The sequence below is a fragment of the Pseudomonas abietaniphila genome (genome assembly GCF_900100795.1).
Classification (GTDB): domain Bacteria; phylum Pseudomonadota; class Gammaproteobacteria; order Pseudomonadales; family Pseudomonadaceae; genus Aquipseudomonas; species Aquipseudomonas abietaniphila.
This window is the reverse complement of record NZ_FNCO01000001.1, coordinates 636,608-650,761: the sequence shown is the minus strand read 5'-3', so window position 1 is coordinate 650,761 and position 14,154 is coordinate 636,608. Positions and strand designations below refer to the sequence as shown.

Genomic DNA, 14,154 nt, shown 5'->3' with positions numbered 1-14,154 from the left:
TACGGGCCCAAGGCGGTCTCCAGTGTTGGCTCAACCCTGTTCGGTGTTCATCCCGTCCAGCCAGCGCGCTTCGGACCGGCGCAGGTGCTCGCGCATGGCGGTCTGTGCGCCGATCAGGTCGCGGGCTTGCACCGCCTGCAGGATGGCTTCGTGTTCAGCGACGGCAATTGCCCAGGTCTCGCGGGTTTCAGAGTGTTCGCTGACGTGAGCCGTGAGCGGGCTGTAACGCTCTTCGAACAACGAGGTGATGATGCGCACCAGCGTCGAGTTGCCGCTCATCTTCGCCAGACGTTGGTGAAACTTGCGGTCGTCGTCCAGCGCAGGCACACCCTTGATCGCGCCTTCGCGCATCTTGTCGATGCAGGTCTGCAAATAACGATAGTCAGCCTTGGTGCCGTGCAGGCAGGCCAGCATGACGCTCTCGCCCTCGATCAACGCACGCGCCTGCATCAATTCGGACGGGCTCTCACCCAGCGTCCGCGTCTTGCCCTTGACGCCCAGCAGGTGCTCACAAACGTAAATCCCCGACCCCATGCGAATCTCGACACTGCCTTCAATCTCCAGCGCGATCAACGCTTCACGCAGCGAAGGCCGCGAGACCCCCAGCAACTGCGCCAGATCCCGTTCAGGAGGCAAACGGGAACCGGCCTTGATGCCATTCTTGCGAATATGCTCACGCAGGCGGTCAGCGGTAATCTGGTAAAGGCGTCGTTCGGCGGGAAGGCTTGGCGCGGTCATCTATCACGTTCCATCAGTCTGCGCCGGAGCATATCACAGGCCTTCCAACGAACCGTGCACGCGCCTAGCGATCCCGTTTCGATTTTTGCCCGACCGGCCCCTGCCCCTGCCCTTGCCCTTGCCCTTGCCCTTGCCCTTTAGCTTTTGATCTTCCTACCGAGAAAGCCCAGACACCACAAAGCGCGACTTGGGTGCAGGCTGAACGCAGGTGGCGTGGAGTGGGCCGAGCGGCATGGATGCCGCGAGAGCCGCCCCCGGCCATGGATGGCCGATGGCGGCGGGCCCACGGAGCGTCGCCGGAGTGAAGGAACCCGACGAAGTCGGGCCCAACCAGGAGTTCAGACCCTTGGCTGCCTCTTGAAACAAAGAGGGGGGTCCTTTCAAGTAACCCGCCGAAGGCGGAACAGTTTGGCCATTAGGACAAACCAGACCGCTCATCCTCGTCGCAAAATCAGATATTGCGGCTTACTCAAACTGCCAATACCCCATCAAGCACTCAACCGAGAAATCACATCATTCAACCCCACCGACAACCCATGCAAATCCTCACTGGCCGTCTGCGTACGCAACACATTGCTCTGATTCGTCGTCGCAATCGCCGTAATCTCCGTCAGATTGCGCGAAATATCCTCCGCGACCGACGTCTGCTCCTCCGCCGCCGTCGCGATCTGACGGTTCATGTCACGGATCGCCTCCACCGCAACCGTGATCCGCTGCAACGACGAACCGGCCAACGCCACCTGATCCACACTTTCCTGACTGCGCGCCTGCCCGCTCTCGATCGCCTGAGCCGCATCAATGGCGCCTGTCTGCACCGAACTGATGATCTGATTGATCTCCGCCGTCGACGCCGCGGTCCGCTGCGCCAACGTCCGCACCTCATCGGCCACCACCGCAAAACCGCGCCCGGCGTCGCCCGCACGCGCTGCTTCGATCGCCGCGTTGAGCGCCAGCAGATTGGTCTGCTCGGCAATTCCCCGAATCACCTCCAGCACCTTGCCGATCCGCCCGCTGTCACTTTCCAGACGGCGAATGACGTCGGCGGTATTGCTGATCTCGGTGCGCATCTGAGTGATCGCCGTGATGGTCGCGCTCATCACCTTGCCGCCGTCCTGCGAACTGCGATCGGCTTCGTCAGCCGCCTGGGCGGCTTGTGCCGCATGACGCGCCACTTCCTGCGCGGTCGCCGACATCTCGGTCATCGCGGTGGCCACCTGATCGGTGCGTTCGAACTGCTCGTGCGTGCCTTGCGCCATCAAGGCGGCAATCGCCTTCAATTCACCACCGGCGCTGTCCAGGTCAGTGGTGCTGCGTTTGAGGCGGGTGAAGGTATCCGCGAGAAAATCACGCAGCGTATTGGCAGCCACCGCCAGACGCCCCAGTTCGTCCTGACGTGTCACGCTGACACGGTCACTGAAACGTCCCTGACTCAACTGCGCGACGTATTCGATCAGCAGCGTGATCGGGCCAACGATATTGCGATTGACCACCCACAGCGTCAGCACACCCACCAGTAGCGCCGACACCAGCATCACCAGCGTGCCGATCAGAATGGTCCGATCCGCCGCGGTGCTGATCGACAACGACTGCTGGTCACTCTGCTTGCGCAGGCTGACCACCAGCTCGCTCATCTGCTCGCTGGCCGCGCGATCCACACCTTTAACGGCCTGGTCGCCGGCGACCGGATCGCCCCCCGCCGCGACGAACGCATCACGCCCCTTGCGGTAAGCAACACCCAGCGCACGGTGCTCGTCACGCAGCGTTTCCACCTGCACTCGGGTTGCGGCATCCAGAACGGGCATGGCACTCAGGCGCCCCAACGTGTCCTGCACCTGGCGCTCCTGCTCTTCGAATTGAGCCCAGAACTTGTCGCGATCCGCCGGCTGTTTGCCGCGCAACAGCACGTTCTTCCACTCCTGAACCTGGATCTTGAATTGAAGATTGGCCTGGTCGACCCACTGCGACGCGTGCAACGGACCCTCGAGCAAACCTCGATAATCCTTTACGTTGCTGGAGAGGAACTGAAAACACGCCAGGGCAATGAGCAGCACCAGCAACAGGCTGCCGCTGAGCAGCGCCAGAATCTGCAATCTCAGGGATTTGGACATACGGGAAAATCTCGTCAGGGGAACTGCCGTCTTCAGCGCTGGCCTCGTGAGCGCGCCGAAGGCTTGCTTGCTGGTCACGTCCCTGTGCCGCCGTGTTGATCACGTTCGAAAACGTTTAAAAAACAACAGGGTTACCTAACCTGATTCGACCCCGCGAGACCGTTCTTTAAGCGGCTGAACAGGCCTCCGACAGACGGTAAGAAACCGTCAACGAAGCGTCTGAAACCCAGGTCAAAAACTTGGCAGCCACCACCAGCGCCACCGACTCATGGACGAGATCACGGTGCGACAGGGGAGTGTCTCAACCAGCCCTCACGGCACTCCATCAGGTAGTCGATGAAGGCACGCAACCGCAGGGGCACGTGACGGTTACTTGGGTAAAGCAGCGTGAACGGCCGAGAGCGTCCGGCGTAATCAGCCAGCACTTCCACCAACGAGCCTTCTCGCAGCTCTTTTTCCACCGAAAAACGGTAGGCCTGAAACAGCCCTGCGCCGTTCCTGGCCAGCGTCACCCCACCCAGAACGTCGTCGGAGCAGCAGTACCCGCTTTCGGCGAGCAACTCGCGCGGCTGGCCGTTCTCCTGAAACAACCAGGGAATCCGTCGGCCGTTGCTCGGCAGTTCGTACTGAATGCACTCATGATGGGCAAGGTCGTCAAGGGTCTGCGGCGTGCCCGCCCGCTGCAGATAGTCCGGCGTTGCGATCATGACCAGCGCCCCGTCCTCCAGCTTGCGCGCAATGAGCGTCGAGTCCGGCTGCGTGCGCACGCGAATGGCCATGTCGTAGCCCTCGGCGACGAAATCGATGTTGCGATTGCTCAAGTTGATGTCGACAGTCACGTCCGGGTAGCGACGCCGGAACTCGGGGAGCAGCGGCAGGATCCGGTGATGCCCGTAGGTCGTCGGAATGCTCATGCGCAACGTACCGGAGGGCTTCAATTGCTGGCCCGAGACCTGACGTTCGGCTTCCACCAGTTGCGTCAGGGCCTGGCTGCACTGCTCAAAATACACCCGGCCGCTTTCGGTCAGACGAATACTGCGGGTGGTGCGCACGAACATGCGTGCACCGAGCCGCTCTTCCAGCCGGGAGATGGAGCGGCTCACGGCTGCCGGGGTCACCCCCGCCGTCAGCGCAGCCGCTGTGAAGCTTCCCGCCTCCGCGGCCAGACAGAACAGCTCGATGCTGCCCAGTTGAATGTCGTCGAAATGGCGTTTCACGATTCGTTGCACCGCTATCAAGTGGGGTTTTAGGCACGCGGTTTATCACTTTGATCAGCGTAAATATAGCCCCGTCAGACATCGCCGCCGGGCTTTAGGTGTTGCCCAAACACCTGGGATGGTCTGCGCAGCACCGGATCGAACGGGTTGATCTTCTGGCTGATGGCCGCCGCCTCACGTTTGAGCATGTCGACCACGGTCGGCATGCGTTCGGCGTTCAGACGGTCGCTGATGGTTGCCACGCTCAAGGCAGCGACGGCGCGGCCTTCCCGGTCGAGGATCGGTACCGCAAGCCCGGCCATGCCTTCGAGCACGCCGGTGTTGCGTGAGGCATAGCCCAGGCGACGTACGTTGTCGATTTCCGAGCGCAGCATCACTTCGTCGTACAGGTGAAAATCCCGCAGGCGTGGCAGGTTGTAGCGAATCACGGTGTCGCGTTCTTCTTCAGGCAGGAACGCCAGAATCGCCAGGCTGCCCTGTCCGACGCCCAAGGCCACGCGACCGCCAATGTCACCGGTAAAGGTGCGGATCGGGTACGGCCCTTCGCTGCGATCCAGGCAGACAGCATCGAAGCCGCTGCGCGCCAGCAGGAACAACGAGTCGCCCAACGAGGCCGATAATCGCAGAAGGCTGGGTCTGACCACGTCACGCAGATTGCCGGTCTGTCCCGCCCTCGCGGCCAGTGCAAAAAACGCCAGGCTCAGGCGATACCGTTTGCTGCGTGCGTCCTGCTCGACCATCCCTTCGTCCACCAGACTGCGCAGCAGACGATGCGTCGTGGGTTGGGACAGCCCCACCTGTTGCGCAAGTTGCGTGACCCGTTCACCGCCCTCGGGGCATTCACCCAGAGAACGCAAGACGGCGAACAGGCGCGAAACCGCCCCGACACCCGTTTCCTTAGACTCATCTTTATTCCGTTCAGTGGAATTCATTTGCACAGGTTCCTTTGTTAAATCCACCCAATGAATAAACTTGAAAAAATCACTCATTCAGTGAAATTCAGCGTTGAGCCCATCCTATTCCCGGGCATAGGATCAGTCCACAGGGCGATTTGAATAACAGCGGCAGCCGACCCAGATCGAGCGCCAGCGTCCACAGGTTTGCCAGCATCCCGGCACGCCTTCTCTCTTCGCATCTGCCCATAAAAAACGCATGCCACAGGCGTGCACGAATACGAGGTGGAAGCAGCCATGGCCTTTCTTCAACTCCAGGCACTCTGTAAACGCTACGGCCCCGTCGATGCGGTGGTTGCCACTGATCTGTCGGTGGAAAAAGGCGAGTTCGTTTCCCTGCTAGGCCCTTCGGGTTGCGGCAAGACCACCACACTGCAAATGATCGCCGGTTTCGTGGACGTCAGCGCCGGACGCATCCTGCTCGACGGACGCGACATCACCCACGCAAAGCCGGCGAGTCGCGGTCTGGGCGTGGTCTTCCAGTCCTATGCGTTGTTCCCGCACATGACCGTGCGTGACAACGTCGCTTTCGGCCTGAAAATGCGCAAGGTGGCCGCCGCGGATGTGCAACGCCGCGTGTCGCGGGTGCTTGAACTGGTGCGTCTGGATCAACACGCTGAACGCTACCCCCGTGAACTGTCCGGCGGTCAGCGTCAGCGCGTGGCGCTGGCGCGCGCGTTGGTGATCGAGCCCCCGGTCCTGTTACTCGACGAGCCGCTGTCCAACCTCGACGCCAACCTGCGCGAAGAGATGCAATTCGAGATTCGGCGCATTCAGCGCGAGGTCGGGATCACCACGCTGATGGTGACCCACGACCAGGCCGAAGCCCTGTCGATCAGCGATCGCGTGGTGGTCATGCAGGCCGGTCGTATCACGCAGATCGACGAGCCCTACAAGCTGTACGAGCACCCCCGCACACGTTTTATTTCCGGCTTCGTCGGCAAGGCCAATCTGCTGCACGGCGACCGGGATCACAGCGGCACGGCCCAGGTGCGCGAGCAACAGGGCGAAGGCGAACTGACCCTCAGCCTGCGTCCGGAAAAGATCGATCTGGTGGAGGCTGGCGCGGGTCGCCTTCAGGGCCGTATCGTCACCCGCTATTTCCTGGGCAGTCAGTGGTTGTATCGCGTCGAAACGTCCATCGGAGAAATGACCGTCGTGCGCCGCAACAACGGCGACGCGCCGCTCAACGAAGGCACCGCCGTCGGCCTCGACTGGCCCGCTGAATTGCTGCGCGTGCTGACTGCCGACGAGGTGTCGGCATGAGTGGGGCAAGCGTGCTGCGCGACACCGGTCGCGGCTACCTGCTGTCGGCGCCTGCGCTGGCGCTGTTCGTGGGTTTGTTGGTGTTGCCGTTGCTGCTGACCCTGGTGCTGTCGTTCAACGTGTTCGATTACGAAGTCGGGGTCAAAGGTGATGCCTGGACCTTTGCGCAGTACCTGAACCTGATCACCGATTCATACTTCTATGAAATCTTCTTTCGCACCTTTTGGATCAGCGCGCTGGTGACACTGCTGTGCGTGGTGATCGGTGTTCCGGAGGCGTACATCCTCAGTCGCATGGGCACACCGTGGCGCTCGATCTTTCTGATTCTGATCCTCACCCCGCTGCTCATTTCGGTGGTGGTGCGGGCGTTCGGCTGGAGCCTGTTGCTGGGGGCCGACGGATTGGTCAACCAGGCGATCCAGGCGCTGGGCGGTCGCCCGATCAGGATGCTGTACACCCCGTTCGCGGTGATCCTGGCACTGGTCCACGTGATGCTGCCATTCATGATCATTCCCGTGTGGACCTCACTGCAGAAGCTCGATGCCTCGGCCGAGCAAGCGGCGCTGTCGCTGGGCGCGACGCAAGCCAAGGTCATGCGCCTGGTGGTGTTGCCGCAGGTCATGCCGGGCGTGTTGTCCGGCACGTTGATCGTGTTCGGGCTGTCGGCCAGCTCCTTCGCGATTCCGGGGCTGCTGGGCGGACGCCGTCTGAAAATGGTCGCGACCGTCGTCTACGACCAGTACCTCTCTGAGCTCAACTGGCCCATGGGCGCGACCATCGCTGTGGCGCTGTTGCTGATCAACCTGCTGGTCATGTTGTCGTGGAACCGGCTGGTCGAAGGTCGCTATAAAAAATCCCTGGGGGAATGATTGATGTCCAAGAACGGTCCTCTGGCCCTGTCCTTCCACGCCCTGGTCGTGGTGTTCATGCTGGCGCCGCTGGTGATGGTCTGCCTGGTGGCGTTCACCCCGGAAAACACCCTGAGCCTGCCGTGGCACGGTTTCTCCCTGCGCTGGTTTGCTGCGGTGTTCGAACGCGCCGACTTCATTCAGTCCTTCTATAACAGCCTGATTCTGGCGGTGGTTGCCGCGACGCTGGCGACGCTGATCGCAGTGCCCGCCGCCCTGGCGATCACCCGCTATCAGTTTCCGGGACGCAACTTCCTCAATGGCCTGTTTCTGTCGCCGATCATCATCCCGCACCTGGTGCTGGGCGTGGCGATGCTGCGCCTGTTCGCGCTGATGGGCGTCAACGGCAGTTTCGTCTGGCTGATGTTCGCCCATGTCGTGGTGATCACGCCCTATGTGTTGCGTCTGGTGATCGCCGCGGCCATCGGCGTGGATCGCAGCGCCGAACAGGCCGCCGAATCACTGGGCGCCAGCCGCTTTACGCTGTTCCGCCAGATCACCTTGCCGATGATCCTGCCCGGTGTTGCCGGGGGCTGGCTGTTGGCGTTCATCAACAGCTTCGACGAAGTGACGCTGTCGATCTTCGTCACCTCGCCATCGACCCAGACACTGCCGGTGCGCATGTACGTCTACGCCACCGAATCCATCGACCCAATGATGGCGGCGGTGTCGGCGCTGGTGATCGCACTGACCGCCGCCACCATGATCATCCTCGACCGGGTTTACGGCCTGGACCGCGTACTCGTGGGTCGTCACTGATGCCCACGACCTGGATGGACCCAACCTGCCCCTTCTGCTGTTACCGGATAGAGAACGCACCATGGCTTTGCTGAAACGTCTGGCAGAACACGACCGCGACGTCCTGCCGTTTACCCTCGATGGCCAACCCGCCACCGGCTTGCAAGGCGACACCCTGCTGACCGCCGTGCTGACTCGTGTCGATTCGCTGCGCGGCAGCGACTTCAGCGCCGAGCCCCGTGCGGGTTTCTGCCTGATGGGCGCCTGTCAGGATTGCTGGGTCAAACTGGGCGACGGTCGCCGGGTGCGTGCCTGCGCCACGCTGCTGGAGGCAGGACAGTGCGTCAGCCGCGAACCGGGGCGGACGCTATGAAACATTCAGGCATTGTCATCATTGGTGCGGGGCCGGCCGGTATACGTGCTGCCCAGACCCTCGTCGCTTACGGCCTGCAACCTTGCCTGATCGACGAAAGCCTGCGCGGTGGCGGGCAGGTCTATCGGCGCCAACCCGAAAATTTCACGCGTTCAGCCAAGGCGCTCTATGGCTTTGAAGCCTCGAAAGCGCAGGCAGTGCACTCGACACTGGACCGGCTTCAGGCCGACATCGATTACCGCCCGCAAACCCTGGTATGGAACGCCGAAGCGCAGACTCTGGACACACTGCACGACGGCGTCGCCGCGCAACTGCCCTACACGCAGCTGATCGTGGCGACCGGCGCGACCGACCGCATCCTGCCGGTGCCAGGCTGGACGCTGCCGGGCGTCTACAGCCTGGGCGCTGCGCAAATCGCCTTGAAATTCCAGGGCTGCGCCATCGGCGAACGTGTGGTGTTCGCCGGCAGCGGGCCTTTGCTGTACCTGGTGGCGTATCAGTACGCCAAGGCGGGCGCGAACGTGGCGGCGGTGCTCGACAGCTCGCCGCTGTCCGCGCAGACCCGCGCCCTGCCCGCGCTGCTCGGTCAACCGGCGACCCTCGCCAAAGGCCTGTATTACCGGGGCTGGCTCACCGCCCATGGTGTGCCGGTGCATCAAGGGGTTCACCTGCAAAGCATCCAGGGCAATCAGCGTGTGCAGAGCGTGCGGTGGCGTCAGGGCGATAAGGACAAGACGCTCGATTGCGATGCCGTGGCCTTTGCCCACGCCTTGCGCAGCGAGACCCAACTTGCCGATCTGCTGGGCTGCGCTTTCAGCTGGAGCGACCTCAACCGCGCCTGGTTACCGACTCGGGATGCGTTCGGCCGCAGCAGCGTTGAAGGCGTTTATCTGGCGGGCGACGGCGCGGGCATCATGGGCGCTGACGCTGCCGAGATGGCCGGCGAGCTCGCCGCCTTGACGCTCCTCAGCGACACCGGCCATCAGGTCGATGCAGCACGCAGCACGGCACTGCAACACCAGCTCGACGCTATCCAGCGCTTCCGTCATGGACTGGAAACAGCGTTCCCTTTTCCCGAGGACTGGGCCGCCAATGCCCCCGACAGCCTGACCGTTTGCCGCTGTGAAGAGGTCAGCGCAGGCGAGATCCGGCAAACCGTCGAGCAAGGCCATTGGGAGATCAACCGCGTAAAAGCCATGTGCCGCGTGGGCATGGGCCGCTGCCAGGGGCGGATGTGCGCCATGGCGGCCACCGAGATCGTCGCTCAGGCCTCGGGCCGGGACGTGGCCAGTGTGGGCCGACTGCGCGGCCAGGCGCCGATCAAGCCGATTCCGTTCGGCGTGGAGGTGGAGCCATGAGCCTGCCGATCGACATGGACGCGGTGGTAATTGGCGGCGGCATCGTTGGCGCCTCCGCTGCGTTGTTTCTGGCGAAAAGCGGCCAGCGTGTGGCGCTGCTGGAGCGTGATTTTTTCGGTGCTCACTCCAGTGGTGTCAACTACGGCGGCGTGCGACGCCAGGGCCGCCCTCTGTCGCAGTTGCCGCTGTCCCAAAGGGCCCACGCCATCTGGGGCGACCTGACCAACCTGATCGGGATCGATGGCGAATACCTGCGCTCCGGTCATCTGAAACTGGCGCGCAGTGACAAGGACATGGCGGCGCTGGCGGCCTACGAGCAGGCGTCTCGAGGGTTTGGCCTGGACCTGCAATTGCTTGACCGCGACCAGTTGCGCGCCCGCTTTCCGTGGGCCGGTGATGTGGCCGTCGGCGCTTCGTTATGCGCCGACGACGGTCACGCCAACCCGCGCATTGTGTCACCGGCGTTTGCCCATGCCGCACGTCGAGCCGGTGCCGACATCTACGAGCAGACAGAGGTCTCTGAGGTCAGCCATGACGGTCATGCTTTCACCGTCCGCACCGCCAGCGGCCAGACGTTTCGCGCGCCCTGGCTGCTGAACTGCGCCGGCGCGTGGGCGGCGGCGCTGGCAGAACAGTTTGGCGAACCCGTGCCGATGCGCTCGGGGCACCCTGCGATGCTGGTCACTGAACCGCTGCCGATGTTCATGGACGTCAGCACCGGCGTCGAAGGCGGCGGCATTTATGCCCGCCAGGTCGCCCGCGGCAACTGTGTGCTGGGTGGCGGTCAGGGCTTCGCACTGGATCCTGCCACGGCGCGTCCCGGCCAGGCGGCGATCCTCGACATCCTGCGCAACGCCGTCGAACTCTACCCGCCATTGGCCGGTGCTCAGGCCATTCGCACCTGGAGCGGCACCGAAGGGTACCTGCCGGACCGCGAGCCGGTGCTGGGTGCCAGTTCCACTCAGGCGGGCCTGCTGCACGGCTTTGGTTTCGCCGGCTCTGGTTTTCAGATCGGCCCGGCGGCGGGCGAGGCCCTGGCACAGATTGTCTGCACCGGCACGCCGTCGATTCGACTCGACGCCTTTTCGATCCAGCGTTTTCAACCCGTTTCCCAGCCCACCTTGCCTACCGCACCGCCCGCCACCGCCGCCCCGGCTCACGCGGAAAACGTCATTCCATTGTTCAGAGGAAGATCGCAGCCATGAAAAACATGAACCTCGTTAAACGTTTTGCCCTGACCGGCTTGTCGTGCCTGCCGTTCGCCGCCTTGCTCACCTCGCTGCCGGCGCAGGCCGAGCCGACGCTGTATCTGGGCATGAACGGCGGCACCATGGAACGGCTGTACGCCGATCAGGTGCTACCGGCCTTCGAAAAGGCCAATCACGTCAAAGTGGTGATCGTACCGGGCACCTCGTCAGACATCCTCGCCAAGGTCCAGGCCAGCAAGGACAACCCGCAGATGCACGTGATGTTCCTCGACGACGGCATCATGTACCGCGCCATTTCCATGGGCCTGTGCGGCAAGCTGCAACCGAGCGCGACGCTGGCGGACATTCCGGCCAAGGGCAAGATCAAGGATGAAGCCGTGGCGGTCAGCCTCGGGGTGACGGGCCTGGCGTACAACACCAAGATGTTCGAGGAAAACGGCTGGAAGGCGCCGACATCGTGGGGTGACATGGCCGACAAGCGCTACAAGGACAAACTGGTGTTTCAGTCGCTCGCCTCCTCGACGTTCGGCCTGCATGGTTTCCTGATGTTCAACCGGTTGCAGGGCGGCAGTGAAACCAACGTCGAGCCCGGCTTCAAGGCCTGGCCGAAGACCGTGGGGCCGAACGTGCTGGAGTACATCGCCAGCTCCGCGAAGATTTCCGAGATGGTTCAGACCGGCGAAGCGGCGTTGTTCCCGTTGACCCCTACCCAGGTGACCGCGCTGAAACTCAAGGGCGTACCCGTCGAATACGCGCCGCCCAAGGAAGGCGCCGTGGTGTTGAACGTCGCTGAATGCACCATCGCCAATAACGACCAGCCGGAGCTGGCGCAGAAACTGGCGGAATTCCTGCTGACGCCCGAAGCTCAGGCCCCTGCGCTGGAACTGGGCGACCAGATCCCGTCCAACCCGAAAACGCCGACCACCGAGCGCACACGTGGCCAGGTAGACGCGATGAACAAATACCTGGAAACAGCCGTGACCATCGACTGGGATCAGGTCAACCAAATCCGCCCTGAATGGAACGCGCGCTGGAGCAAGACCATCGAGCGGTAATCGCGCTGCAGCAACCGTCCACCGTGGGAGTGAGCTTGCTCGCGAAGAGGTCTGTGCATCCGCAGGATCGCGGGTGATGACCCACAAGCTTCGCGAGCAAGCTCGCCCACAGGTCTTGCCGCAGCCATGAGCTCTGGGGCTGCCCTGTCCAAAGGTCTCGAGGTAGCAACAAGCTCTGTGGTCTACACGGTACCTGTAGGAGACGTCGGAGGTTACGACGGCAGCGAATGCGGTGCGTCAGTTGCCGCAGATGTCGCTGTCACACCGCATTCGCCACTGTCGTAACCTCCAGCAGCTCCCACAGGTCTTGCCGCAGACATGAGCTCTGGATCTGCCCTGTCCAAAGGCCATGGGGTAGCCGCAGGTCCTGTGGTCTACCCCGTCCCTGTAGGAGACGTCGGAGGTTACGACGGCAGCGAATGCGGTGGGTCAGTTGCCGCAGATGTCGCTGTCACACCGCATGCGCCACAGTCGTAACCTCCAGCAGCTCCCACAGGTCTTGCCGCAAACATGAGCTCTGGGTCTGCCCTGTCCAAAGGCCATGGGGTAGCCGCAGGTTCTGGGGCTGCCCAGTCCAAAGGTCTCGAGGTAGCAACAAGTTCTGGATCTGCCCGGCCCACAGGTCTTGAGGTAACAACAGCCTCTGTGACCTACCCCGTCCCTGTAGGAGACGTCGGAGGTTACGACGGCAGCGAATGCGGTGTATCAGTCGCCGCAGATGTCGCTGTCATACCGCGATTCGCGAGCACGCTCGCTAACAGGTCTTGCAGCGGTGTGTCATTCGCGGCGGATGTCGATGCGCGCTCACCGAACATTGCGTCCAACTATCCTCCCTCGCGTCGGTCACACCCTGGGTAACCCACTGATTGATGACGAGGCCGGATGAGTTTCATTCTTTGCATGACCGTGCTCGGCGTCCTGTTGATGCTGCTCGCACTCACCTCCTCTTCCCTGCGCTGGCTTCCGGTCACGACCTCGGCCGTGTGCCTGGGCTTCGGCACCGGTATCGGCCCCTGGGGCCTGGACCTGGTGCAACTGGACATCCGCGACGCACGCCACTGGCTGGAGCGTCTGACCGAAGTCGCCGTGCTGTTCTCACTGTTCAACACCGGCATCAAACTGCGCCTGTCATTGCATCGTAAAGCCTGGCATTCGGCGTACCTGCTGGCGGGGCCGGTGATGCTCGCCAGCATCCTGGGCGTGTGCCTGGTCGCCCATTACCTGCTGGAAGTGCCGTGGGCCATCGCGCTGTTGCTCGGTGCAATGTTGTCCCCCACCGACCCCGTTCTGGCGGGGCTGGTGCAGGTCAACAACGCGCAGGATTTCGACCGGGTTCGTTTTGGTCTCTCGGGAGAAGCCGGGCTGAACGACGGCACTGCCTTTCCGTTCGTGATCTTCGCCCTGCTGTTCCTCGGTCATGGCCCCTCGGACTTCACCTGGGTGCAGGGCTGGTTGCTGAAGAACCTGATCTGGGGCGTCCCCGTCGGCCTGCTGATCGGCTACGGATTAGGCCGCGGCGTCGGGCACTTGATGATCTACCTGCGGATCAAGAACGCCGACAGCACCAGTTCGCCCAATGATTTCCTGGCCCTCGCCCTGATCGCGGTGGCCTACGTCGTCGCCGAGGGCCTGGGCGCCTATGGCTTCCTCTCGGTGTTTGCCGCAGGCCTTGGCCTGCGACGCGCCGAAGTTCGCACCACGCAATCGGATCTTCCGTCCGAGCACGTGACAAAACCGGTTTTGGGACACATGGACAGCGACCCCAGGGCCGCCACGGTGACCCGGCACGAAGAACTCAGCGAGTCGCAGTTGGCGGCTGGCGTGATGATGGGGGACATGCTCGCGTTTGGCAGTCTGGTGGAACGGGCGATGGAAGTGCTGCTGATCACCCTGCTCGGCGCGGCCATCGCCCTTTACTGGGACTGGCGGGCGGTGGGCCTGGGCCTCGCGTTGTTCTGTGTGATCCGACCCCTGAGCGTCTGGCTGCTGATCAGCGGCCGGCTACTCTCTCGTCCGCAGAAAGCGCTGGTGGGATGGTTTGGCATTCGCGGCATCGGCACGCTGTATTACCTGTGCTACGCGCTGTCTCACGGTTTACCCGCCGAGGCGGTGCAAACCACCATCGGCCTGACGCTGTCCGTGGTCGCGCTGAGCATTCTGCTACACGGCATCAGCATCCAGCCGTTGCTCGAACGTTATGAGCGCAGCATGACGAACGACCAGGAGAAGTGA

General features: G+C 62.8%; 12 protein-coding genes and 1 pseudogene. 8 read left to right on the top strand and 5 right to left on the bottom strand.

The window, feature by feature from the left end:
- Positions 1-30: 30 nt before the first annotated feature.
- From BLS87_RS02675 to BLS87_RS02660, 5 genes and pseudogenes are all read right to left on the bottom strand, one after another.
- Positions 31-738, bottom strand: a complete 708-nt coding sequence (locus tag BLS87_RS02675) for a FadR/GntR family transcriptional regulator (RefSeq protein ID WP_074749909.1) — start codon at positions 736-738, stop codon at positions 31-33.
- A gap of 488 nt (positions 739-1,226) precedes the next feature.
- Positions 1,227-1,940 carry a methyl-accepting chemotaxis protein gene (locus BLS87_RS35055; RefSeq protein WP_425262194.1) on the bottom strand — a complete coding sequence of 238 codons (714 nt, stop codon included), beginning with the start codon at positions 1,938-1,940 and terminating at the stop codon, positions 1,227-1,229.
- A 171-nt stretch (positions 1,941-2,111) separates the two neighbouring features.
- Positions 2,112-2,270 (bottom strand): annotated as a pseudogene (locus BLS87_RS35050) (HAMP domain-containing protein); the annotation flags it as partial.
- Between the two features lie 854 nt (positions 2,271-3,124).
- Positions 3,125-4,063 (bottom strand): LysR family transcriptional regulator, encoded by a 939-nt coding sequence (locus BLS87_RS02665; RefSeq protein WP_074750252.1) that lies wholly within the window; start codon positions 4,061-4,063, stop codon positions 3,125-3,127.
- Positions 4,064-4,137: 74 nt separating this feature from the next.
- On the bottom strand, positions 4,138-4,995 hold the full coding sequence (locus tag BLS87_RS02660) for an IclR family transcriptional regulator (RefSeq protein ID WP_074749905.1): 858 nt from the start codon (positions 4,993-4,995) through the stop codon (positions 4,138-4,140).
- Between the two features lie 258 nt (positions 4,996-5,253).
- On the opposite strand from BLS87_RS02660, the gene BLS87_RS02655 reads away from it, so the two are divergent.
- From BLS87_RS02655 to BLS87_RS02620, 8 genes are all read left to right on the top strand, one after another.
- Positions 5,254-6,282 (top strand): ABC transporter ATP-binding protein, encoded by a 1,029-nt coding sequence (locus tag BLS87_RS02655; RefSeq protein WP_074749903.1) that lies wholly within the window; start codon positions 5,254-5,256, stop codon positions 6,280-6,282.
- Complete coding sequence (locus BLS87_RS02650) at positions 6,279-7,151, top strand: ABC transporter permease (protein WP_074749901.1); 873 nt, start codon at positions 6,279-6,281, stop codon at positions 7,149-7,151. The genes BLS87_RS02655 and BLS87_RS02650 overlap by 4 nt, the downstream gene beginning before the upstream one ends.
- A 3-nt stretch (positions 7,152-7,154) precedes the next feature.
- Positions 7,155-7,949, top strand: coding sequence for an ABC transporter permease (locus BLS87_RS02645; protein WP_074749899.1), 795 nt, complete (start codon positions 7,155-7,157; stop codon positions 7,947-7,949).
- Positions 7,950-8,010: 61 nt separating this feature from the next.
- On the top strand, positions 8,011-8,301 hold the full coding sequence (locus tag BLS87_RS02640; protein WP_074749897.1) for a (2Fe-2S)-binding protein: 291 nt from the start codon (positions 8,011-8,013) through the stop codon (positions 8,299-8,301).
- Positions 8,298-9,659 carry an FAD/NAD(P)-dependent oxidoreductase gene (locus BLS87_RS02635; protein ID WP_074749895.1) on the top strand — a complete coding sequence of 454 codons (1,362 nt, stop codon included), beginning with the start codon at positions 8,298-8,300 and terminating at the stop codon, positions 9,657-9,659. Before BLS87_RS02640 ends, BLS87_RS02635 begins: the two co-directional genes overlap by 4 nt.
- Positions 9,656-10,864 (top strand): NAD(P)/FAD-dependent oxidoreductase, encoded by a 1,209-nt coding sequence (locus tag BLS87_RS02630; protein WP_074749893.1) that lies wholly within the window; start codon positions 9,656-9,658, stop codon positions 10,862-10,864. Before BLS87_RS02635 ends, BLS87_RS02630 begins: the two co-directional genes overlap by 4 nt.
- Before the next feature lie 5 nt (positions 10,865-10,869).
- Positions 10,870-11,922, top strand: coding sequence for an ABC transporter substrate-binding protein (locus BLS87_RS02625; RefSeq protein WP_074750250.1), 1,053 nt, complete (start codon positions 10,870-10,872; stop codon positions 11,920-11,922).
- Between the two features lie 882 nt (positions 11,923-12,804).
- The gene (locus tag BLS87_RS02620; RefSeq protein WP_074749891.1) at positions 12,805-14,154 is read left to right on the top strand and encodes a cation:proton antiporter; all 1,350 of its coding nucleotides are present in this window, start codon (positions 12,805-12,807) and stop codon (positions 14,152-14,154) included.